General features: G+C 69.1%; 23 protein-coding genes and 1 pseudogene. 21 read left to right on the plus strand and 3 right to left on the minus strand.

Features of this window, described 5'->3' with window-relative positions; translation table 11 throughout:
- Window positions 1-474, plus strand: a 474-nt coding sequence (locus tag AB0D93_RS36710; protein WP_362129466.1) for a transposase family protein, incomplete at its 5' end; no start/stop codon positions are given.
- 606 nt (window positions 475-1,080) lie between these two features.
- On the opposite strand, the gene AB0D93_RS36715 is transcribed toward AB0D93_RS36710, so the two are convergent.
- Window positions 1,081-1,836, minus strand: a complete 756-nt coding sequence (locus AB0D93_RS36715) for a site-specific DNA-methyltransferase (RefSeq protein WP_362129469.1) — start codon at window positions 1,834-1,836, stop codon at window positions 1,081-1,083.
- 621 nt (window positions 1,837-2,457) lie between these two features.
- On the opposite strand from AB0D93_RS36715, the gene AB0D93_RS36720 reads away from it, so the two are divergent.
- The 7 genes from AB0D93_RS36720 to AB0D93_RS36750 all read left to right on the plus strand — a co-directional run bounded on the left by AB0D93_RS36720 (window position 2,458) and on the right by AB0D93_RS36750 (window position 9,633).
- Window positions 2,458-3,585, plus strand: coding sequence for a C40 family peptidase (locus AB0D93_RS36720; protein ID WP_362129472.1), 1,128 nt, complete (start codon window positions 2,458-2,460; stop codon window positions 3,583-3,585).
- 67 nt (window positions 3,586-3,652) lie between these two features.
- Window positions 3,653-3,961 carry a DUF6112 family protein gene (locus AB0D93_RS36725; protein ID WP_362129475.1) on the plus strand — a complete coding sequence of 103 codons (309 nt, stop codon included), beginning with the start codon at window positions 3,653-3,655 and terminating at the stop codon, window positions 3,959-3,961.
- The gene (locus tag AB0D93_RS36730) at window positions 3,961-4,647 is read left to right on the plus strand and encodes a hypothetical protein (protein WP_362129478.1); all 687 of its coding nucleotides are present in this window, start codon (window positions 3,961-3,963) and stop codon (window positions 4,645-4,647) included. Before AB0D93_RS36725 ends, AB0D93_RS36730 begins: the two co-directional genes overlap by 1 nt.
- A gap of 31 nt (window positions 4,648-4,678) precedes the next feature.
- Window positions 4,679-6,049, plus strand: a complete 1,371-nt coding sequence (locus AB0D93_RS36735) for an ATP-binding protein (RefSeq protein ID WP_362129481.1) — start codon at window positions 4,679-4,681, stop codon at window positions 6,047-6,049.
- A 90-nt stretch (window positions 6,050-6,139) separates the two neighbouring features.
- Window positions 6,140-7,609, plus strand: coding sequence for an SCO6880 family protein (locus tag AB0D93_RS36740; RefSeq protein WP_362129484.1), 1,470 nt, complete (start codon window positions 6,140-6,142; stop codon window positions 7,607-7,609).
- Between the two features lie 44 nt (window positions 7,610-7,653).
- Window positions 7,654-8,109, plus strand: a complete 456-nt coding sequence (locus AB0D93_RS36745; RefSeq protein WP_362129487.1) for a DUF6238 family protein — start codon at window positions 7,654-7,656, stop codon at window positions 8,107-8,109.
- 18 nt (window positions 8,110-8,127) lie between these two features.
- Complete coding sequence (locus tag AB0D93_RS36750) at window positions 8,128-9,633, plus strand: ATP-binding protein (RefSeq protein ID WP_362129490.1); 1,506 nt, start codon at window positions 8,128-8,130, stop codon at window positions 9,631-9,633.
- Window positions 9,634-9,892: 259 nt separating this feature from the next.
- Here the strand turns inward: AB0D93_RS36750 and AB0D93_RS36755 are convergent, their stop codons facing one another.
- Window positions 9,893-10,423, minus strand: a complete 531-nt coding sequence (locus AB0D93_RS36755; protein WP_362129493.1) for a hypothetical protein — start codon at window positions 10,421-10,423, stop codon at window positions 9,893-9,895.
- 25 nt (window positions 10,424-10,448) lie between these two features.
- On the minus strand, window positions 10,449-11,780 hold the full coding sequence (locus AB0D93_RS36760) for a hypothetical protein (RefSeq protein WP_362129495.1): 1,332 nt from the start codon (window positions 11,778-11,780) through the stop codon (window positions 10,449-10,451).
- Window positions 11,781-12,128: 348 nt separating this feature from the next.
- Here AB0D93_RS36760 and AB0D93_RS36765 point away from each other — a divergent pair, with 348 nt between their 5' ends.
- From AB0D93_RS36765 to AB0D93_RS36825, 13 genes and pseudogenes are all read left to right on the plus strand, one after another.
- Window positions 12,129-12,845: a hypothetical protein gene (locus AB0D93_RS36765; RefSeq protein ID WP_362129498.1), complete on the plus strand. Its 717-nt coding sequence runs from the start codon at window positions 12,129-12,131 to the stop codon at window positions 12,843-12,845.
- Window positions 12,846-12,869: 24 nt separating this feature from the next.
- On the plus strand, window positions 12,870-13,643 hold the full coding sequence (locus AB0D93_RS36770) for a hypothetical protein (RefSeq protein ID WP_362129502.1): 774 nt from the start codon (window positions 12,870-12,872) through the stop codon (window positions 13,641-13,643).
- A gap of 34 nt (window positions 13,644-13,677) precedes the next feature.
- The gene (locus AB0D93_RS36775) at window positions 13,678-14,175 is read left to right on the plus strand and encodes a hypothetical protein (RefSeq protein WP_362129505.1); all 498 of its coding nucleotides are present in this window, start codon (window positions 13,678-13,680) and stop codon (window positions 14,173-14,175) included.
- Window positions 14,176-14,189: 14 nt separating this feature from the next.
- On the plus strand, window positions 14,190-14,897 hold the full coding sequence (locus AB0D93_RS36780) for a hypothetical protein (RefSeq protein WP_362129507.1): 708 nt from the start codon (window positions 14,190-14,192) through the stop codon (window positions 14,895-14,897).
- A gap of 221 nt (window positions 14,898-15,118) precedes the next feature.
- Window positions 15,119-16,849 (plus strand): TraM recognition domain-containing protein, encoded by a 1,731-nt coding sequence (locus AB0D93_RS36785; protein WP_362129510.1) that lies wholly within the window; start codon window positions 15,119-15,121, stop codon window positions 16,847-16,849.
- 104 nt (window positions 16,850-16,953) lie between these two features.
- Window positions 16,954-17,190, plus strand: coding sequence for a hypothetical protein (locus tag AB0D93_RS36790; RefSeq protein WP_362129513.1), 237 nt, complete (start codon window positions 16,954-16,956; stop codon window positions 17,188-17,190).
- Window positions 17,187-18,362, plus strand: a complete 1,176-nt coding sequence (locus AB0D93_RS36795) for a DnaB-like helicase N-terminal domain-containing protein (RefSeq protein WP_362129516.1) — start codon at window positions 17,187-17,189, stop codon at window positions 18,360-18,362. The genes AB0D93_RS36790 and AB0D93_RS36795 overlap by 4 nt, the downstream gene beginning before the upstream one ends.
- Window positions 18,362-18,964, plus strand: coding sequence for a hypothetical protein (locus AB0D93_RS36800; RefSeq protein WP_362129519.1), 603 nt, complete (start codon window positions 18,362-18,364; stop codon window positions 18,962-18,964). Before AB0D93_RS36795 ends, AB0D93_RS36800 begins: the two co-directional genes overlap by 1 nt.
- Window positions 18,954-19,142 (plus strand): annotated as a pseudogene (locus tag AB0D93_RS36805) (DNA methyltransferase); the annotation flags it as partial. The gene AB0D93_RS36800 and the pseudogene AB0D93_RS36805, both read left to right, overlap by 11 nt.
- Window positions 19,143-19,260: 118 nt before the next feature.
- The gene (locus AB0D93_RS36810) at window positions 19,261-20,136 is read left to right on the plus strand and encodes a DNA cytosine methyltransferase (protein ID WP_362129645.1); all 876 of its coding nucleotides are present in this window, start codon (window positions 19,261-19,263) and stop codon (window positions 20,134-20,136) included.
- 94 nt (window positions 20,137-20,230) lie between these two features.
- Window positions 20,231-20,833 carry a DUF4913 domain-containing protein gene (locus AB0D93_RS36815; protein WP_362129522.1) on the plus strand — a complete coding sequence of 201 codons (603 nt, stop codon included), beginning with the start codon at window positions 20,231-20,233 and terminating at the stop codon, window positions 20,831-20,833.
- Window positions 20,834-20,843: 10 nt separating this feature from the next.
- Window positions 20,844-21,641 carry a hypothetical protein gene (locus AB0D93_RS36820; RefSeq protein WP_362129525.1) on the plus strand — a complete coding sequence of 266 codons (798 nt, stop codon included), beginning with the start codon at window positions 20,844-20,846 and terminating at the stop codon, window positions 21,639-21,641.
- Window positions 21,638-22,111 (plus strand): hypothetical protein, encoded by a 474-nt coding sequence (locus AB0D93_RS36825; RefSeq protein WP_362129528.1) that lies wholly within the window; start codon window positions 21,638-21,640, stop codon window positions 22,109-22,111. Before AB0D93_RS36820 ends, AB0D93_RS36825 begins: the two co-directional genes overlap by 4 nt.
- The last annotated feature ends 99 nt before the right edge of the window (window positions 22,112-22,210 follow it).

The following is a 22,210-nucleotide window of genomic DNA, read 5'->3' on the forward strand; positions in this document are numbered from 1 at the left end:
AGCGAGTACGTGCTGATCGACGGCACCCTCGCCGAGTGCGACCGCGTCGGCGACGGTCGCGCCGACTACAGCGGCAAGTATCGTCGGCACGGAGTAAACCTGCAGGTCATCACCGGATCCGACGGCAAGTTGCTGTGGGTCTCGCCACCGCTGCCCGGCCGCACACACGACCTCACCGCGGCCCGGCGCCACCGCATCGTCGCTACCTGCGCCCGGCTACGGATCCCGGCACTCGCCGACCTGGCCTACACGGGAGCCGGCCCTGGCGTCGCCGTTCCGATCCGCCGTCGACCCAAGTGCGAGCTGACCACGAAGGAGAAGTCGCTGAACAAGGCACACGCCCGGTTCCGCTGCCCGGTCGAACGCGGCGTCGCCACCGTCAAACGCTGGCGGATCTTCCGACATGCCCGCTGCAGCCCCAACCGGCTCGCGTCAGCAGCCAGAGCCATCCTCACCCCGGAGAGGCAACGCTGAAAACGCTCAATGATACCGAGGGGGTATTTCGACGAGCGATGTGATGCCAACCCGCCAAGGATGAGCGTTTCGAGCAACGCCTGATCCTGACCGGCGGAAGGCACAAGGTCCGTCCAAGTACGACGGTCGACGAGGCGGCTACTCGCGGACCTGAATGCCTCGCCCGTCAGGTCGGTGACGACGGTGGCATTGACGTTGAGGAAAGTATCCATGGCCGTGGGCTCCTTGGTGCCGTTCTGCTGCCTCCCGACCAGGCTGCTTCGAACGGATCAGGACCACGTGATCCACAGAGTGACGACGTACTGATTGTGCACGAATCCAACATGTACGTAGATTGCCCGTCAGCGCCCGCCAGGTCGGGTTCGGGCGCTCAGGTCTGGCCGCGTACTGAGGCCAGGCATCTGTATTGAACCACACTCATCGTGCTCTCCGATGGATAGCAGGACTCGCTCGCACGCCTGTCACCTCACGCCGCCCAGATCATCCGGCCAGCAGTATCGTGGCGACCGTGGGCGGGCGACGAGGACGAAGGGCGGCCGTTCATCGGTTTCTCGATGCACAGCCGCCCCTGTAGGTCTACGGTCCGCCGGCCTGGCGGGCTTGGTCTCATGCTCCCGCCTCCGGACCGGCCAAGGCGAAGTCTTCCTGGCTCAGCTCCGCGCGGAGCCGCTGTTCGGCGATGTCGGCGTAGTGCTCGGAGAGTTCGACACCGATGAACCTGCGGCCTTCGCGCAGGGCAGCGACGCCCGTCGTGCCGGAGCCGGCGAAGGGGTCGAGGACCGTGCCGCCCGGCGGACAGATCCTCACCAGCTCCCGCATCACTTCCACGGGCTTCTGCGTTATGTGCACGCGGTCCTTCCTGGGCTGGCTCGCGGTGTAGAGGCCGGGCAGGTAGACGGGGTGACGGTCTGAGTCGACAGGGCCCTTGGTGCCCCAGACGATGTACTCACAGGACTGCTTGAGTCGACCCTTCTGCGGTCGGGAAACCGGCTTGTGCCACGAAGCGATGCCGCGCCATGTCCAGCCAGCGGCCTGGAATGCGTCGGTCGTGGTGGGCAGTTGCCTCCAGTCGGTGAAGACGAGCGCAGCACCCGACTCGACGGTTGCCCGGTAGGACTCCGTAAGCAGGAGGGTGAGCCAGAAGCCGTACGAACGCTGGTCACGGTTCTCGCCGGGGAAGTTGGCCAAGTCGTGCTCGGCGTCGCCCGAGGTGTACTTCGCGCGGGCACTGCGGCCGGTTCGTTCACTACTGGTCCGGCCGCCGCTGTTGTAGGGCGGGTCCGTGATGACGGCATCGACGCTGTTGTCGGGGATGCCGGCGAGAGCGGTCAGCGCGTCGCCTCGATGCAGGGTGTACGACATAGTGCGGTTCTCTCTTTCCGCAGGGAAGGTGTGCGCCCGATCTCGTTCCTGGGATTCTGCACACGTCGGCGTGAGTCGGCCCCCGAAGCAACTGCTCGGGGAGAGCGACGGGCTGGAGAGTAACCGCCCTTTCCAGCCACACCTAATGATGCTCGGCCTCCACGTTCGGGCCCCGGCTGTTAGCCAAGGCGTCGTTTGGTGCGGCCGGAATTCGTCTCTACAGTCTCGCCGTGTTCGACGGACGGGACTCAGATCCCGCCGCGTTGAGCGGTTCTGATGCGTGTCGCCTCGCCCAGGCGGCGGCACGCGCGGCACTCACGAGGCAGCCTGAAATTTCGGCCAGGGAGATTCTCCGTGTGGCGTGTGAGATTAAGAGCGCGGCTGGCTGCCGCTCTTCAGTAACGGGTTTCCAGAGGTCGGGAGTTAGCCGCTCCCGGCCTCTGCACCCCATCCCTGATCTCAGGTGTGAATTCCCGACCAGCGCGGTTCCGGTGACCGTTTCGACGAGAACGCTGGTGCTGCGCTGCCTACGAGTAAGGAGCTGCTGATGCAGCATGTCCAGGCACGCCCTTCCCCGCAGTCCGTCTCTTTCACCCACCGCTCGACGGATGGCCCGCGACCGTGAAGGCGGGCGCGGCGATAGTCGGGGCTGTGGCTCTCGGCCCGCTGCTGCTGATCGCCCCGCTCGCCATAGCTCTGGCCGGCGCGAACAGCGCCCAGGCCGCCTGTACGGGCGGCGATGCACAGGCTGTGGATTCCACGGCGGTCGCCCAGCAGGTGCGGTCGATCCTCAAGGGAGGCCGTGGGGCCACGGTGTCTATCCCAGGGCTGGACGATCCCGCGGAACAGATCCCGAACGCCAGGACGATCCAGGCCACCGGCGTCGCCATGAAAGTGCCGGCTCGGGGACAGATCGTTGCTCTGGCCACGGCCCTGCAGGAGTCGGGGCTGCGGAATCTGGACTACGGCGACCGGGATTCACTTGGTCTCTTCCAGCAGCGCCCCAGTCAGGGCTGGGGGACGGCCCAGGAGGTCCGCGACCCGGTGCACGCCTCGACGAAGTTCTACGAGGCGCTGCTGAAGGTATCCGGCTGGCAGTCCATGACCGTCGCGCAGGCTGCGCAGGCGGTCCAGAAGAGCGGCTTCCCCAGCGCGTACGCCAAGTGGGATCCGCTGGCCACGGCTCTTCAGAAGGCCATCGCCAAGTCTCTGTCATCGGATTCAAGTGCCGGCGAAGGCGACGGGGGCGAGCAGACGGATTCGTCGCCTGGCGCGTGCAGCACCGGTGAGAACGGTGCCGAGTTCGGTCCGATCCCCGCCGGCTCCATCCCCGAGGGCTACAAGATCCCGGCCGATGCGTCCAAGCCGATCCGCTCCGCCATCCGCTGGGGACTCGGCCAGCTCGGCACTCCGTATCAGTGGGGTGGCGCGTGCACCGATCCGCACGGTCAGGACCCGATGGGCCGCTGCGACTGCTCGTCCCTGATGCAGGCGTCGTACAAGGCCGGTGGCATATCGATCTCCCGGACCACGTACACGCAGGTCAAGGAAGGCAAGGCGGTCAGCGTCAGCGCTCTCAGGCCGGGTGACCTCCTCTTCACGCGCGGCACGGCCGAGGTCCCGGAACACGTCGGGATGTTCATCGGTGACGGCCTGATCCTGCAGGCGCCTCGCACCGGTGACGTGGTCAAGATCTCGACCCTCGCCGAGTGGCGTCCGGACGTCCTCGCCGCCCGCCGGATCGCCTGACCGGCTTCCCCCTCCCCCTGGCTCCCCCTTCGGGCTTTCGAGCGCCCAAAATCGTACTGGAGTTCCAATGAAGCTCATTCAGCACGCCCAGATCCTGGCGTACAACCCCGGCGTCACACCGAGCTCGGGCGGTCTGCCGGGCCTCGACGTTCTGAAGAAGGTCATGGGCAGCATCAACATGTTCGGCATCATCGCCACGGTCGGCGCCCTCGCCATCTCCGCCCTCGTGTGGGCCTGGGGCCACCACAGCGGCGGCCATCAGGCGGAGGCCAACGGCAAGAAGGGCACGGTCGTTGCCGCCGGCTGCGCTCTGCTGTTGGGTGCGGCCAACGGCATCGTCGCGTTCTTCTCAGCGATGGGGACGCAGGTTCACTGATGCCAAAGGAACGTTTCCCTTTCGCCAGGGAGCGGACGTACGGAGCCCCGTCTTCTGTTCTGCGCCGCTCCTCGATCGGCGGCGTTGTCCTCGCTGTTCTGCTGGCCGTCGCCGGTCTGGTCGCGTACTTCACCCGTACGCAGAACCCGTCCCCGGCGAGGGCCACCCCCGCGCCAGCGTCCTCCTCCGCGTCCCCCGCCCCGGCTGCCACCGCGCACGGCGGGGAGGCGGTGGCCGCGCCGCCCAGGACGACCGATCCGATCGAGTTCGCCAAGGCCGCCACCAAGGTCCTGTGGACCTACGACACCCGGGTCTTCTCCCAGGCCGAGCACCTGGCCGGCCTCAAGCGGTGGATGACCGGCGAGAAGAAGGACGCCGACTGGAACTCGGTCACGGACCAGGTGCCCAGCCCGGTGCTGTGGGCGCGGATGCACGACAACGGGCAGCACGCCAGCGCCCGCGTCGGCGAGGGCCACTTCCCGCAGGCGTTCAAGACCGCCCTGGCCCAGGACCCCGGCGCGATCACCGAGGCATACGTCTACGCCGTCACGGCCACCGGCAAGCAGTCCATCGTCTGGAAGGGCTCGGGCGCCGGAGCAGAGTCCCGCTCGACGACCCTCGCCGTCCAGTGCCGCCCCCACCATAACTGCGCCCTCGTCGGCGTGCTGCCGAACGTGGCGCCGTGATCGCCGCCGATTCCCGAAAGGAGGTGTCCTCATGGGGGCTTGCGACCTGCCCGTGATGGACACGGTCTGTAACACCATCGGCGGCGTCGTCGGGTCCACCGGCGAGGCGGTCACCGACGGCATCGGCGCCTGGATCGCCAAATCGATGGGCGAACTGGCCCAGGCCGCAGCGGACCTGGCTTCGAAAGCCGTCGACAAGACCACGGCCATCGACCTGAATGCCGAATGGTTCCGGAGCAACTACGAGCTGATCCTGCCCATCGGTCTCGTCCTGACCGTGGGGACCTTCTGTCTGCAACTCACCCGCGCCGCCTGGCGCCGGGACGAACGCGCGCTGGTTCAGGCGGTGTACGGCACTGTGGCCGGTGTCCTGTTCGCCTTCGCCGCCATCGCCTGCACCACTGTCGCGCTGACCGTGGTCGACGCGCTCAGTGCCGGCTTGTTCAGGGCGGCGAACAGTTCGGTGGACGACGCGATCCGGCGCATCATCGAGGTCAACGACCTGGGTCCGATGTACGCGTTGGGCTGGACGATCCCCGCCATGGTCGGCCTCGGGTGCGCTGTCGGCGCGTTCCTGTACTGGGCCGTGATGGTCGCCCGCAAGGTCGGCATCCTGATCCTGGTGACGCTGGCCGTGTTCGCCGGGGCCGGCGGCGGCTGGGAGGTTGCCCGGCGCTGGCGGCGTGGGTGGATCGAGGCGACCGCGACCCTGGTCGTCAGCAAGCTGTTGATGACGATCGTGTTCCTGCTGGGTGTCTCGGCCATGGGCAAGACCGACGCTTCCGACGGGCTCAGCGCTCTGTCGGATGCCATGGCGGGCATCGTCGTGATGGTGCTGGTGATGCTGTGCCCGTACGCGACGTACCGGTTCGTGCACTGGGCAGCCGACGGCTCGGCCCATGACGACCTGCACCGTACGGGCGTCGCAGGGATGGCGGTGGCGGCCGGTGCGGCGAAGACCGCGGGACAGCTCGCGGTCCAGGCTGGCACAGGGATGCGGGCTCCCCAGGGACCGGCAACGATTCCGGGCCAGGGCTCCGGCGGAGTCGCCTCCGGGATCGATCCGACCGGCGCATCCGGTGGTGATGCCAAGCCGAAGCAGACCCACCTCCGCTTCGGTGAGGACGCCGGCGAGACCGGAGACAAGGGCCGGGCGCTGATCCGTCGCCCTCCCACGGACGGCGACCGCGGAGTCCCGCTCATCCGACGCCCCGGCGACAGCCCGGAAGCCGACTCGGCACCAGTGGTCTCCGGACCGACACCACAGGGCGCCTCCGTCGCACGCCCGCAGGTCACGCACCTGGATCCGCCGGCACCACGGCGCACCGGTCCTGCCCCACAAGGTGACGCCACCCCGCCACGGTGGATCTATCCCGGCCCCACAGACGGCTCGGGCTCGTAGCTGGCAGCTGACAGGGCGGGCCGAGGCCCCGCTCGGCCCGCCCCGTCTCCCCCTCTTTCTTCCCTTTCACGCTCCAAGGACGGCTTCGCCATGCTCCCTGACGCTCCGCACCCCGATGGACCGGGCACGGTCAAGTTCCCCCACCGCTCGCGCCGCGGCGTGCTGCTCTGTCTCTCGGCCCCACAGCTGATCGTCGTTGCCACCTGCGGTCTGCTCCTGCTCGGGGTGCTGCTCACCTCCGGTGTGACCGGAGCGCTCAAGCTCCTACCCCTGTGGGCCGTCGCCCTCGGGGCGGTCTTCATCCGCCATCGCGGACGCGCGCTCGCCGACTGGGCCCCGATCGCGATCCAGTACACACTCCGACGCTTGCGGGGGCAGTTGGTCTGGCTCACCCGCCCCTCCCCCCGGCCGCAGCGAGAGGGCCTGCTCCACCTGCCGGGCACGGCCGCCTCCCTGCGGGTGGTCACCTCGCCGGACGGACGCCTCGGCGCGGTGCACGATCCGCACCAGGCCACCCTCACCGCCGTGGTGAAGGTCTCCTCCCGCGCCTTCGCCCTGCTGGACCCGGGTGCCCAGGCCAGCAACGTCTCCGGCTGGGGCCGCACGCTAGCCGCGCTCGCACGCACCGGGCACATCGCCCGCGTACAGGTCCTGGAGCGCACCGTCCCCGACTCCGGCGACGCGCTCAACCGCTACTGGCACGAGCACGGAAACGCCCAGACCACGCTCGCCGGTCCCGTCTACAGCGACCTGCTGGCCGCCGCCGGCCCCGCCGCCGCACCCCACGAGGCGTACGTCGCTCTCGCCCTCGACCTCAAGGCCGCCCGCCGTCTGATCAACCAGGCCGGCGGCGGACTCACCGGAGCCTTCGCCGTCCTGGCCCAGCTCGCCTCCACATTCGACCAGGCCGCCCGTACCTCCGGCCTCACGCCCGGGGGCTGGCTGCCCGCCCGCGAGATCGCCGCCGTGATCCGCACCGCGTACGACCCTAAGGCGTCGGCCGCCCTCGACCAGTGGTCCGACTCGGGCCGTCCGCAGGCCGACCCCGCGGCGGCCGGACCGGTCGTCCTGGTCGAGAAGGCCGACCGTATCCAGACCGACTCGGCCCACCACGCCACGTTCTGGATCGAGAACTGGCCGCGCATCGAGACCAACCCCGGCTTCCTCCACCAGCTCCTGTTCACCACCGGCGTGCGCCGCACCCTCTCGCTGACCTACGAGCCCAAGGGACTTGACGCCGCCCTCAAGGACGTACAGCGCAAGAAGGCCACCGTGATAGCGGACGCCGCCGAGCGTGCCCGCAAGGGCCAGGTCGACTCCGAGGAGGACTCAGTCGAGTACGCCGACATCAAGCGGCGTGAGCGCCAGCTCATCGCCGGACACGCCGATGTCGCACTCACCGGCCTGCTCACGGTGAGTGCGGACACCGACGAGGAGCTCAACGCCGCCTGCGCCGCCATCGAGACCGCCGCAGTCGCCGCCCTCGTCGACCTGCGCCTGCTGACCTGGCAGCAGGCCGAAGCCTTCACCAACGCCGCTCTGCCGCTCGCCCGCCCGTAGCGCAGCCCAGCACCACCGACCGCGCTCTACCGAAGGGCACCCCCATGCCGACCGAGCCCCTGCCCGAACTGGCTCCGGACTTCGTCCCGTTCGCCACCGCCGCGCTCGACTTCCACCGGGCCATCAACATCCCCGTCGCCCCGGTCGCCGCCAGCCGCACCGAACTGGACTCCCTGCACGCCCACCTGGTCGCCCTGTACGGACTGCTGGACGCCCACACCGCGCGGACCTCTCCCGTGGCCGTCGCCGAGGGCGATCACCTGAAGGCCTGCCGTATCCGGCTGTGGCAGGCAGCCGAGCATCTCCACGCCGCGTACCACGCGGCCCCACACCCGGTCACCGGCCGCCTTCCTACTCGGAAGGCGTGCCGGACCCGCCTTCCCGAAGGCGCCCCCGACCTCACGGTGTGCCAGCGCCACCTCTCCACCGCCGCCCGGGTCCGCCGCGACCACACCCCGGCCGACCTGCGCGACCCCTTCACCGGCCTCACCCGCCACTGACCACCGGAGACCACCGCCATGCCCAGCCGAACCACCCGCGCCAGCGCCAGTCCGCTGTTCGTCCCCCGCAGGACCGACCGCCGTACGGCCCGCGCCTCCCGCGACCAGTTCGCCGCCGCCCGCGACAAGGCCCGCAACGCCGCCCCGCCCGAATCCCGCCGCGCCGAGACCGGCATCGATCACGAACTGCGCGCCACCTATCCAGCCGCGGGTCGCCCAGGGCCCGCCTCCGCCCGCAGCGGCCGTCTCAAGCTCCCTGCCCACCGGATGACCACCGCCACCGCCTCCGGCGCCTACCCCTTCCTCGCCGAGGGCGGCCTGGGCGCCCAGGGCATCTACGTGGGCCGCGACGTGCACGCGGAAGCCGCCTTCACCTACGACCCGTTCGCGCTGTACGCACGGCTCGACGGCTTCACCAACCCGAACATCCTGCTCGCCGGGATCATCGGCATGGGCAAGTCCGCCTTGGCCAAGTCCCTCGCCGTACGCGCCGTGGCCTTCGGCTACCGCATCTACGTCCCCTGCGACCCCAAGGGCGAATGGACCATGGTCGCCCAGGCGCTGGGCGGGCAGACCATCGCCCTCGGCCCCGGCCTTCCCGGCCGGTTGAATCCGCTGGACGCCCCCACCCGGCCGTTCGGCGTCAACAAGGACGACTGGGCAGGCGAGGTCCGCAAGCGACGCCTGCTTCTCCTCGGCTCCCTCGCGAAGACCGTTCTGCGGCGCGACCTGCACCCGATGGAGCACACCGCGCTGGATGTGGCACTCGACCAGGCAGTCACCCACGCCGAAGCCGCCGGGACCACTCCGCTGCTCGGTGACGTCGCGTACGTACTCGGCTCACCCGCACGCCTCGACGCCGCACTCGGGGACCTGTCCGGACGTCTCGGACGGGCGGCCGAGGACCTGGCGCACGCACTGCGGCGCCTCGTCCACGGCGACCTGGGGGGAATGTTCGACGCGCCAAGCACCGTGGCCTTCGACCCGGCCGCACCGATGCTCTCCATCGACCTGTCCCGGCTCGGCGGCGCCGGCGACGACACCGCGCTCGTCCTTGCGATGACCTGCGCCTCGGCTTGGATGGAGTCCGCGCTGGCCGACCCCACCGGCGGACGGCGGTGGGTGATCTACGACGAGGCGTGGCGCGTGATGCGGCACGTGGCACTGCTGGAGCGCATGCAGAGCCAGTGGAAGCTCAGCCGAGGGCTCGGCATCGCCAACATGATGGTGATCCACCGCCTCAGCGACCTGCTCACCGCCGGCGACGCCGGCTCCCGGGGCCGCGCACTGGCCGAGGGCCTGCTCACCGACTGCTCCACCCGCATCATCTACCGCCAGGAAGCCGACCAACTCGCTTCCGCGGCTGCCCTGCTGGGCCTCACCGGTGTCGAGACGCAGGCTGTTTCCGCCCTCACCAAGGGACGCGGTCTGTGGAAGGTCGCAGGCCGATCGTTCATCACTCAACATCTGCTGCACCCGCACGAGCGCGAGCTGTTCGATACCGACGCCCGAATGCACGCCTGAGCCGTCCGCTCGCGATCAAGGCCCTCCTGGGGAGCCGACGCATCGCCTCGGCTCCCCCTCTCCGCCCCGTCGCGCCACGCCCCTCCATACCGGAAGGCACACCCATGCACCTGAAGCACACGATCTGCCGCTGCCTCCCCGGCCTCGGCGATGCCTGTCGACACGAACCTGACGGCACCAGCTTGGCTGTCCGTTTCGGATGCAGGCGATCAGTCCCACCAGATCTGCCCACCGAAATGATCGGTCCCAGCAGAAGTGATCAGCCCTGGGTCATCTTGTTCAGGAGGGAGCCCGGTCTGTTCTGCTCACTGGCGAAGAAGCCAGCGATGCTGTCGAACGTCGTTCGTGCCGACCTGCCAGACAGGTACTGGTCGTACGCCGCACGTTGACCCCGACGTTCTTGCTCGGCCGTCGGCATCTCGTCCGCACGCCGCCAAACCACTTCAGCCTCGCGTATTGGTACTGGCTGGGGATACACCGGGTCACCAGAGCGGGAAACGACGAAGGCAAGTTGGTGAGTCGCCTGGTTCCGAGCCCATCGAGCCCCTTGTACAAGACTTCGGCCGTACTGATCAGTGCCCTCTTCGTACGTGGGGTCGTTCTTGCGAAGCTGTTCTTCGAGTGAGCATGCCCAGAAGAGGCACTCGGTGGCCGAGGCCAGCGCTCCGAGGATGTCTTCGCCCTCGGCAACGCGCGCCGAGTCCTGACCGAACCGTGCGATAGCGCGGTGGTAACCAAGCAACGCAGAGCCGAGCATCTCCAGGTCAACCTGGGAATCGTTGTTCGCCACGGTGGTCCTTTCGCTAACGGTCTCATCAGGCCCAGGGCACGCTACCCACGTCACCTACCGAACCACGGATTCGTCTGAGGTCTCTGTAACTGCCGTCGTACCCCACCGAGTTCATTATCAGCAACACGAGGTAGTGCCGGGCGAGGAGCCACGCGTCCCTCGTCAGGCCGTCCAGTCGGTACACCGGCTCCTGCGACTCCTGTGGATGCACCAGTCGGTTCCTAACCCACGTCACGACGTCGGCCCCGTCGACGTCCCTGTTCTCATCGGCCTTTGCGTCAGCGGCATACTGTGCGGCAGCAGGCAGAAGGTCGGGGTCGATATCGACAGGAATTCGGGCACCCCGCAGTACCGTTCGCAGCAGGTCATGTGCCGGGCGGTGCTTGTACTGTTGCTTTGTCAGAGCTCCGCTGAGGACGAGACGCTCCCACATGATGTGTTCCAGACCAGCCGTACCCATGATGATCCGGGGCTCGACGAAGTCACGGCTCCGTGTGGCGGAGATGGCATACATCATCTGAAAACGCAGCGGCACGCGTTTGTCAGGGGCACCAAAGGCATCGATCACGAGACTCAAGAAGTCGCCAAGCGATTCGTGGTCTTGGTCGTACCACCAACCATCACTGATCCTGCGCGCTGGGTCGCAGTGAGAAACTCCCCACTGCTCCCACACCACGCGACCGTCGCTGTCCTCGCCGACCGGCAGCATGGGAGCGGCCCATCGGCCGAGGGCAAACGAGATCCCGACGTGCATCGCGGTCAGCACGGGATCTACCTCGTCAGCTGTGAAGGGCGAGCCGTCGGCTCGACGCACTTCCATGACGTGCGTCATCACGTACACATCACTCGTGTGGAGATCGCACCAAACCCGCTGGTAGTCGGGGCGCACGTCGAGCGTGATCTTCCAACCGCCCGCTTGGTGCACCCAACGGCCTGACCACTCCTGCTCTCCGCTGGCAGTCTTCGCCACCAGTTTCAGCGGGCCGTGCCAGTTGGGCCGGTTGAACCAATGAACGACGACTCGGGTCAATGGAGCATTGGGGTCCCCGAATGAGGCCCAGTTCGACCATCCTCCGTCGATGTTGCGCGGTACTCCAGGCATGGACATGTCGCCCATTGGACGACGGAGCGTCAGGGAAACCTCGTCGCAGTTGGCAAAGCCTGGCGACGCCCCATCCCCAACCTTCCACTCGAAGCTGAAACCGTTAGAGCAGGTCAACTCGACACGCCCGGCAACGTCGGTTGCCCCTAGCCCACCGATCGGCCCATCGTGTAGAAGGACGACCTGACCCGGTTCGTTGTACGGATAGACGGGCGCAAGTGGTTGGCTCGCGGAGGACATGCTCGTCGTGGCCACGTAGCCACGGTAGTGAGGCAGCACCCGTCCGCGCCGACGATTTAGCGACAAGGCGGCACGAGAGCCCTCACGCTGACTGGTTTCCCAGGTTCTCTGTATGCCCGTCCTCACGGGGATGCCCCAGCAGGCCGAGTGCGGTCAGCACGGTGACGCACAGAGTCTTCCAGGCGATGAACGCACCACCGCCGTACAACACGGCTGTTTACCGTTCCCACCACCCTGGGTCCATGCGGGCCGATCGCACGATCCACCGGACAGACCTAACCCAATTCTCCGGCCACACCAAATCCGCCTTCCGGCTGCATCCTCATCCTCCGCACGGCCCCGACCTCTGCGAGGTGCATCTTCGTGGCGGACACACGCCCGCACATCACCGTCGGCCACCACGACCGTTACGGCGTCGTGGCGGCGACGTCGCACGACAATCACGTCGCCGAGCACATCCTGCGGCTCGTCGGCTTCGAGCGGCTGCCCGGCAGCGCCCTGTACGGCCTGACCGACCCGCACCGTGCCCCCGGCCGGCGTGGGGCGCAAGCGGTCCAGTCCCTGCGGGCCGCGCAGTACAGCGTCACCTCCGATGCCGCGTACGACCTCCAGCCTCATGCCCGGCTCGGCGCGGGACGAGGTCTCCTCGGCCGACTGGAGAACCCTTCCGCCCCGTCGCTGTCCACCGTTGAGGAAGCCGCGCTCGCCTCGGCACGCACGCTCGATGCTGACATCCGAGCAGGCCGGATCGTCGTTCACGACCAGGTCCGTGATCCCGAGGGCACCCTGCGCGCGGTGGGCACGGACACGCACACCCGTGAGGGCGTCCTGCTCCACGGCGAGGGTGAATTCCACTATGTCGAGACCCGGCTGGCAAGCACGGACCTCGCCTTCGACGCCTTCTCCTACATCTGCGGCAACGGGCGCCCCGATCCGACGACTTCGACGCAACAGCGCCGGGCGCAGGCCGCTACCACAGTCTCTCCAGCCAGGGCGGGTGCACTGCCCGCACGAGATCCCGCAGTCGCCGCCGAGTCCCGCCCTGCCCCCGTCGCCCCGCAGCCGGTCCACACCCGCTGAACCGCACGCCAAGGAGCCTCCGCGATGACCCTGCGACTCGAACCGGACGTCGCCTTCGGGATGCACCCCGACTTCGGGGTGGCCGCCGCCGTCGCGGACGACCGCCCATTTCTGGACGAGGTCCTGCGCAAACACCACTTCCGCTACAGCGAGCACCTCGACGTCTACCTGCTGGCGGACGACACGCCCCACAACACGGCGGTACGGACCGTGGCCAGCGCGACCCGCCAATTCCAGGAGGCCGGTCTCTCCGTCGCGGCCAATCCGAGGATCATGATTCCGTCACCGGTCCCGACTTCGGACGGAGTCTCGGCACGGGCGCCACAGTCCGGCCAGTCCGTGACCGCGTTGACCGGCGAACTGCACGGGCTGCGTCGCGCGGCGGACGTCTCCGAGACCCTGGGCGAGATCCTCGACGAGCACCACGGCGTCGTGCTCGACCTAGAGGAGTTGATCGACACGGCCGCCGCCTGGTGCGAGCGGCTTGGGACACACAACGGTCACGAACTGGGCCTTCATCTGCGCGACATCGCCCATCACGTCGCCTTCCTCGGTGAAGAGCTCGTCGGCGCCCAGCTCGAACTAGCCGTCATGCCCGACTCGACTCCCGAGAATGCCCCTCCCCTGGCCGAGGCGCCGTTGCCGGACCGGCAGGAGTGGCTCCGGGGCACTCACACCGCGCGAGCGCTCGCCGCCGTGGCGTCGTCCCCTAACCGCCCGGACAACGGCCCGATGCGTCAGAACGAGGTGGCGCCGCGGCCCCAGGCCGGTCCGGCCAACCCAAGCCGTACGCGCTGATCCCCCCTTCCTCGAGATTCAAGAAGTCCGGCCCATGGCCGTGAAGAAGTTCTGGACCATCAACCACGCCTGCGGTCACACCGCTGAGGCCGATCTCTCCGACCGTCCCGCCGACAGGCGTGCCGGATACGCGCGCTGGCTCGCCAGTCGGGACTGCTCCGACTGCTGGCTGGCCTCCCGCGAGGAGGACACCGAGGCCAAGGGCGAGTGGCTCGCGAAGCAGAGGGCGACCGAGCAGGCCAAGGCCGAGGAGTGGTCCGAGCAGTACCGCATGCCCCCGCTGGACGGCACCGACCGCGCGGTCGCCTGGGCCACCCGATGTCGCCACCAGCTCGTCTCCGCCGCGTACACCTCGCTCGTCGTCGAAGGAACGACGAGCGAGGCGGAGTGGGAGGCCATCGAGGGCGCCGTACGACCCCTGACCCACGCCGGCTGGTGGATCGACCAGCGCGACGCCGACCCCGCGGACCTGCCTGAACTGCTGGAAGCCGCCTCCACGAGCGACCGGCCGTCCGAGAACCCACACTTCTGAACGGAAGACCCACCATGCCCATTGCGCCTGATGTCGTCATCACACGCCATCCGACCGGCAACGTCACAGCTGAAGGCGGAGACGAACTCGCCGCCATACTCCTGAAACGGGCCGGCTTCGTCATCGAGACGACGCCTCGGTCCTTCTGGTACCGCCTGCCCTGGGACATGGGCGAAGCCCGCGAGAACCAGATGGCCAGCCAGGCTGCCCACATGCTCACCGCCGTTGGCTACCGCGTCGGCCTCGGCCCCGATCTGCGCGTCGGTGCCATCACCACGCCCTCCGCCCCCCAGGGCAAACGCGTCCATGGCCAACAGATCCTGCGGTTGACCGACGAACTCAACGGCGCCGAGACGTACGAAAGCGCTGCCGATCTCACCGAGCACGTAATCGACCCCGACGACGGTGTGCTCGTCCGGCTCAGCGAGTTCTTCGAGGCCGCCGCCGAGCAAGCCAAGGCATCCGAGACCGACGCCGGCTGGGACCTCTCGTACGACCTCGCGGAAGCCGCCGCGACGCTCGCCTCCCTCGGCGAAGAGCTCCACGACGCCGCCGACCAGCTGCGCGCACTCGATCGTCTGGCGAAGCCGAGCTGGCGGACGCGAGTCGCCAACTACTACACGACCGCCCCGACAACCCGGCACACAGAAAAGCCCACCCCCGGGCCTGCGGCGTCATCTGCCGCTCCGCCGCCCACGTCGAGGCCGAACCGGAGGCCCTGACCACCACGCCGCCTGCGCACCCGGGCAACTCGGCCTCAGCCGCCGCCTCGACTCCCTCCTCCACCGACCGCAGCCGCCAGGAGCCCACCCGTGATCGCAAGAAGAACTCGCCGACCCCAGCACACCGCCCAACCCGCACCACGTACCGGGACCGCGCATTGTCTCCTGCACGCACCAGCACGCCGTCGACCACCACCGGCACCGACTTCCTGCTGTACCTGATGCTGTCCGTCGCCGCCCTTGGCATGGGTGCTGGGACGTTGGCCTGGTTGTTCGGCAACGGCGCCAACGCCCTCACTAGGTCCGGCTCCTGGGCCCCGTACGAACCGACCGACGCACTACTGCATCCCCATGAGGTCTGGCCCCACGTCCCGCAGCCCGTCCTCGTTGGCGCCTGCTATGTCCTGCCCGCACTCATCCTCGTAACCGCCGCGCTGCTGGCTGCGAAGGTGTGGCTGCGACTGCGTGGCAACGCCAAGGGGCTAGCGGATCAGCGCGATCTGGCCGACCTGATGCCGAAGAAGATTGCGGCCAAGGCGATCGATCTTCGTCCGAGCCTCAAAGGCACCAGGTCCAAGGACGTAGTACCCGACGACCGCGGCGTTCTGCTGGGCACGCTCGCGCCCGGCGCGCGCGAGGTCCGCTCCTCGTGGGAGGACGTGATTCTGGCGATCATGGCGCCCCGGTCCGGGAAGACTTCTGGTCTGGCGATCCCGGCGATCCTGCGCGCGCCTGGACCGGTGCTGCTGACCTCCAACAAGGCGGCGCGTGACGCCTACACCGCCACCCTCGCGGCCCGAGCCGAAGTGGGCACGGTGTGGACGCTCGATCCGCAGCAGATCGCCCACGCACCTCAGACGATGTGGTGGGACATCCTTGCCGATGCCCGTGATCTCGCCGGGGCACGTCGGTTGGCCGGGCACTTTGTGACCGCCTCCGTGGACGACTCGAGCGCGGGCGACTTCTGGTCCACCGCCGCCGCGAACACTCTCACCGCGCTGTTCCTCGCCGCCGCCCGTGACCGGCGGCCGATTACCGATGTCCTGGCCTGGCTCGCTTCCCCGGCCGATCGCACCCCAATCGACCTGCTCCAGGATGCCGGACTCGACGCGGTCGCCGCCCAGCTGCAGGGCACCATGGCGGGCGCCGTCGAGACCCGGGACGGCATCTTCGAGACCGCACGGCAGTACGCCAGCTGCCTGCTCGACCCGGCCATCGCCGCCTGGGTCACGCCGCCCAGCGGACTCGCCAAGATCCGTGAGTTCAAACCGGAGGCCTTCGCCACCAGCAAGGGCACGTTGTTCCTGCTGTCTAAGGACGGCGGCGGGTCCGCCTCGGCGGTCATCGCCGCCGCTGCCGACGCGGTGATGCGCGCGGCCGTGATCCAGGCCGAGCGCGACGGTGGGCGGCTCGACGCTCCGCTGCTCGCGATCCTCGACGAGGCCGCCAACGTGTGCAAGATCGCCGACTTGCCGGACCTGTACTCGCACCTCGGCTCCCGGGGCGTCATTCCAGTCACAATCCTGCAGTCCTACCGGCAGGGCGTCCGGGTCTGGGGCGAGGCCGGAATGGACGCCCTGTGGTCCGCCGCGACGATCAAGCTCGTCGGCTCGGGCATCGACGACGCCGACTTCGCGGACAAGCTCAGCCGCCTGGTGGGCGACCACGACGTCCGCACGGTTTCGGTGTCCACCAGCCAGTCGGGCAAGTCCACGTCGGTCTCCATGCGTCAGGAGCGGGTGTTGCCGGCTGACGCGATCCGCGCTCTTCCCAAGGGCTCCGCCCTCCTGCTGGCCACCGGCATCCGCCCCGCACTCCTCGACCTCAAGCCCTGGTACCGGGAGCCGGACGCCGACCGGCTCGGCGCCGCCTCCGCCAAAGAGACCGCGGCGATCACCGAGCGAGCGCTGGCCAAGAACCTGCGTCGCCACGACTTCGGCCCGGCCGCATGACCCCGCTGCTGTCAGGCCCCCGGCTGGCGAGACGCGATGGAGCACGCCCCATCCGCCTCGTATCCCCCGGGCCGTCGCCCTCGTCGTCTTCTTGAGGTACTCCCATGTCCCACCCCGCCCCGTCCTGGGCTTTGGCCCGCCGGTCCGAGCACCTCGCCGGCACACCCGTCGTACGGCGTGGCACCGACTGGTGGCTCGTATCCCCATCCGGGTCTGTGCTCGCCTCGGACCCCGTCTTCACGAGTGAGCTGGACCGTTTCGCCGCCGACCTGGCCGCGGCCGACCGCGCGGTCGCCGGGATACCGGCCCAGGGCCATGCCGCCCGCCAGGCGCGGTCGTGACCCCCCTCGTCCACGCCGAGCAAGCCGTACTGGGCGCGATCTTCCTGGAGCCCGGCCAGCTTGACCGGCTCTCGCCCTGGCTGCGACCGGAACACTTCTCCCGTCCCGCGCACGCGGCGGTCTACAACGCGATGCTCGAGCTCAAGGCCGACGGTCACCCGGCAGCGGCCACGAAAGCCGGCATCCCTGTCCCTCTGGCCTGGGTTACCGACACGCTGCATGAGGCGAGCACGCGGACGCGTGGGCTCACCGCCTCATACCTGCACTCCCTGGTGTCGGCCTGCCCGCGCCCCGACCACGCCCCTGTGTACGGACGGATGGTCCTGGAGGGCGCCATACACCGCAGTGTGGCCAAGCACGCCGCCCGCCTCCACCAAGCAGCGCTCGCCGCCAGCCGGGTCGGCACGGTGACGGAGACACTGCACCACGCCCAGGTCCTGTCCGACGTACTCGCGGACCTCGCTCGCGGCTGGGGCACCGAGGCACGTCCCGTGCAACCGCCGGACGCGTACGCTCCCCAGACCGAGCACCCTCAGCCGGTGGGCGAGCGGGTCCTCGCCGACGAGGAGTTCCTCCTCGGCTGTCTCACCTCCCGCCCCGAGCAGTTGCTCGGGCTGGTGCAGTGGCTTCGCCCCGGCGACTTCGCCGACCGGGGTCATCAGCAGATCTACCAGGCGCTCGGGGCCCTACACCATCGCGGTGAGCCGATCGACCAATTGACCGTGCTGTGGGAAGTCCAGCGTCGCGGTGCTCTCGCCCACGGGACGCTCGATGCCGAGCGTGTGCGGCGCCTCTGCGATCCGTTCGTGGGCCTGGCCGCCGAACACGTCGGCGAACAGGTCGTCCAAGCCTCCCTCGTCCGCACGGCCACCTTGGCGGCACAGCAGGTGGGAGATCTGGCCGACCACGACGCGCTCGCGCCCGGGCAGCTCATCGGCTACGCCCTGCACGCGCTCGGCCCGCTGGACGACGTGCGCCGCCGCCTGCGCCTAGCACACGAAGCCGAACCTGAGCCGCGACGACCGGTCAGCCGGCCCAGTGCTCCGCCACTAGCCGCGCGCATCGACGCTGCCCGCGCCCGTAGCCCCCTCGCGGACACCGCGGGCCCTGCGGCGACGACCGCGGCCTCCTGCACCGCGCTTCCCGACCGCCACAACCATCGGAGTCAGTAATGACCGACCACACCGGCCGCGCGAGCCTGGAAAAGGCCAAACTTTACGCGGTAGCCAGGGAGTTTGAGCAACTCCGCTCCGAGATCGTCCGGACGTACCGGCAGCGCTCCCTGCCCGACCTTGTCACCGCTTCCCATCATCTCGGCGCGCTCACGGGACTCGTGAAAGACCTGTCCGACGAGGTGCTCTTCCGCGCCATCGACACCGATCCGGGCCTCGACTTCGGCCCGGTCATCGCCGCCTACACCAGCGCGTCCGCCCCGGCGGGGTGCGCCATGAACACCTACACGGAAGCCTTCGAGCAGCTCGGGTTCCTACGCAAGTACGCGGAAGCCCTAACCTCGGCAGACCTTCGTGATGCCCGCCAAGCCGCATTCGACGTCGTGCAGGACCGGCTGGACCTCACCGTCGACTCGTTGCAGGAAACGGTCGTCGTACTGCGGTGCGCTGCCGACCGGATTGACGGCACCCCGCCTCGCGTCCTCGCCGCGCTGAGCCGCTCGGCACGCCCCGCGAACTCGATCTACCGCGTCCCGGCCAAGCTCCCCGTGGCCGAGCCGATCCGTCTCGCCTACATGCCGGCGTCTCACTATGCGCGCTGACCATCCAACGGCACCGCCCTGGCCGTCGATCGGGAGCCTGTGTTCCGGGTACGGCGGCCTGGATCTCGGCGTCCAGGCCGTCCTCGGCGGAACGATCGCCTGGCACGCCGAGATCGATCCTGTCCCGGCCCGGATCCTTGCCCGGCATTGGCCGACCGTGCCGAACCTCGGCGACATCATGGCCGTGAACTGGGCCGACGCACCGGAGGTGTGCGTCCTGACGGCCGGATTCCCCTGTCAAAGACGTCTCGGTCGCCGGCCGTCGCGCCGGACTGGCTCATGGCACCCGGTCCGGCCTGTGGCTGCACATCGTCCGTGCCATCGAAGCCCTCAACCCATGCCTGGTGGTCATCGAGAATGTCCGAGGACTCCTCACCTCCCCCGCCGGTTCCCCTGGCGACGTGGAACCCTGCCCGTGGTGTCTGGGAGACACTGCAGGCCAGCCTGCTGTGCGCGCACTCGGTGCCGTACTCGGCTCCCTGGCCGACCTCGGGTTCGATGCACGCTGGTGTGTGCTTCGCGCCTCTGATGTCGGAGCCCCGCACCGTCGCGAGCGGATCTTCCTCGCTGCCTGGCCCTCCTGGCGGACCGCCCCTGCTGAAGACGCCGACCAGCAACCTGGCGACGAACGGTGGGAGTCAGCATCCGGTCAAGCGGAAGGCGGGCGGCCACGGTCCGAATCTGGCGGACGAGGTGGAGTGGCTCCTGCCGACGCCGAAGGCATCCGACGGGGCCAAAGGTTCGCAGAACCAGCGGCACGGCAATGGGGACTTGACCCTAACCTCGGCAGCGGTCCGCTTGAGGCATGCCCCGGGCACGGAGTCCACGCGCACAACCAGGCGGCACACGGCCGCTGGCTCTGGGACGCCTCCGGCGCAGACGCTGTTCGAGGGCGGCCCCAGACATGGGGTCCGTACGCGGCGGCCATCGCCCGATGGGAGCGCATCACACGCCCAGCGCCCCAACCCACCGACGGGGCGGGACGCCTCAGCCCGCTGTTCGTGGAGTGGATGCAGGGACTTGCTCCCGGCTGGGTGACAGCCACCCCGGAAGTGGGACGCCCGGCCCAACTAGCCATACTAGGCAACGGAGTTGTTCCGCAGCAGGCCGCTCACGCGCTGGAGATCCTCGCTCCTCCCATCCCCGTCTGCCGCCATCACGACTCGCGGTGAACGGCGCTTTCTACACCGGATTCCCGGCCGGGCCAAACCCGGATTTCTCCGGATCCTCGCCACCCCAACCACCCGATCTTGCGGAGGGGTAGCAATGGCTGAACCCGATCAGGAAAGCGAGCCGATACGTGTGCCGGACCACGACCTGGACGACCTGGTCTCCACGGTCGCGAAGCTGGTCACGGAGAGCCGTAAGCAGGGCGAGACGCTCGCCCGGCTCACCGACGACGCACCGCCCTCGGATGACGATGGCAGCGGGGAGGCCGGTGACGGCGAGGGCCCGGTCGCCGCGTTGGCAGCGGCCGGGCCAGGTGGCCCACAGGAGGGCCCGGCTTCCATCTTCATCCTGGCGCTCGACGGCACTGCGTACGCCGAGGAGCTTGCGGCACTGACGAGTTGGGTCCACGACCTGCTGCTGCCGGTCTACGGCCGGGAGATCACCACCGGCCGCCCCTGGTGCCAGCAGTGGGAGGAGCATCCCGAGGCCGTGGCCCGCCTGCATGCCCTGTGGCTGGCCTGGCAGCAGCTGACCGACGTCGAGGCTGGGCTCACCGGACCCTCGACGTGGCACCGCGACCACCTCGACCCGACGCTGCTCCAACTGCGCACACCTGACGGCCCGTTCAGCGCGTGCACCACCAGCCCGAACCGTCCCAACCACCGGCTCCTGGCCTCGCCCGAGTCCGCGGGAACCTGATATGGCCAACATGGACGAACCCCAGGTGCCGGACTACCGCATCGACGGCTTCGAGCCGGCCACCGAGGCGGTCGAGCGCGACTTCTCCTCGGTCACGCTCTCGGACGACATGTTCGAGCCGCTCGCAGAGCACCACAGCGACGACGGACGTGACAGCTACCTGCTGTTCTACGACAGGGCGGCAATCTGGGACGTGCCCGGCACGGCGGTGTACGTCGCGTTCCACCTCACCCGTGACGTGGATCAGCGAACGTTCACGTTCGAGTACGAGCGGGCCCCCGTCGTGCCGCTCGCCCAGAACTGGCTTATCCGCCAGGGCTGCCCGCCGACGGCCACCATGCCGACCCTCAACCCCGGTCCGTACCCCACCGACGAACTCACCTCGCGGCTGGAGGACCTGCTCCGAACCAACCCCGACTGCCGGTATGAGGTCATCGACCACTACACCGACAATCCGGGCTCCTTCGGCTTCGGCACCGAGGTGCGCACGCTCGTGCACGACAGCCACCCGGATGCCACGCGCGCTCCCTACCTTCTCTTCCTCGAAGAGACGGCCGAGGACTTCCGCTCGTACACAGTGCGCGAAGAGGCCTTCACCAGTGCCGAGTCGGCGGACGCCTGGGCCATGAACCGCAACTCCCCTCTCCCGCTGGCACCGGGTCCGCGGAGCACCGAGGGGCACAGGGCCCAGGCTGCCCGCGCCCGCTCACCGCTCGCCGGAACGGCCGGCCTCGCGGTCCCGCCGGCACCTGTCACGGCTCCTGCCGTGACTCCTTTTGCTCCGCGCTCTGGCCGGGGTGCGCCGTGAGCCGGGCGCGGTACGCCTTCGCGGCGCACCCTGAGGCCCTGGCCGACCTGCGCTCGGTCCCGGAGAGCATCCGCGACCTGGCGCTGCTGGAACTACAGCACTTGGTCCACGGCAACGAACGCGGCGCGGCGCTGACCCGCGAGCTCGCGGGCTGCCACAAGATCTACGTCGATCCGGAGACCCGCTGGCGCATGGTCATCCAGTACCGCGACGCCCCAGCGTCCTCGCAGCACCGCCGGGAGATCTACCTCCTGGCAGTCGGCGAGCGCCAAGACCACGCCGCCTACCGCACCGCGGCTCGCCGACTGGAACGTGAACGGGAGGCATCCGCCGGAGCGTCGCCTCTGCACGGCCGTCGTGCAGAGGCGGCACGGTCCCGCTCCCCGCACGGGAGGACCCATTCGGCACACGCCGCTTCGCCGGCCCCCTCCGCTTCCACGGCTCCTCCGCGAGTGCGTCGCCGGTCATGACCCCTAGCCCCTCATTCACCGCCCGGAGGCACTTCCGCATGCCGCCTCTCGACCTCGGCGATCTCGCCCCAAGTACCGAGGTCCTCGTTGCACCAGTCC

Origin of the sequence: Streptomyces sp. NPDC048191, assembly GCF_040652655.1 — a bacterium.
Classification (GTDB): Bacteria; Actinomycetota; Actinomycetes; order Streptomycetales; family Streptomycetaceae; genus Streptomyces.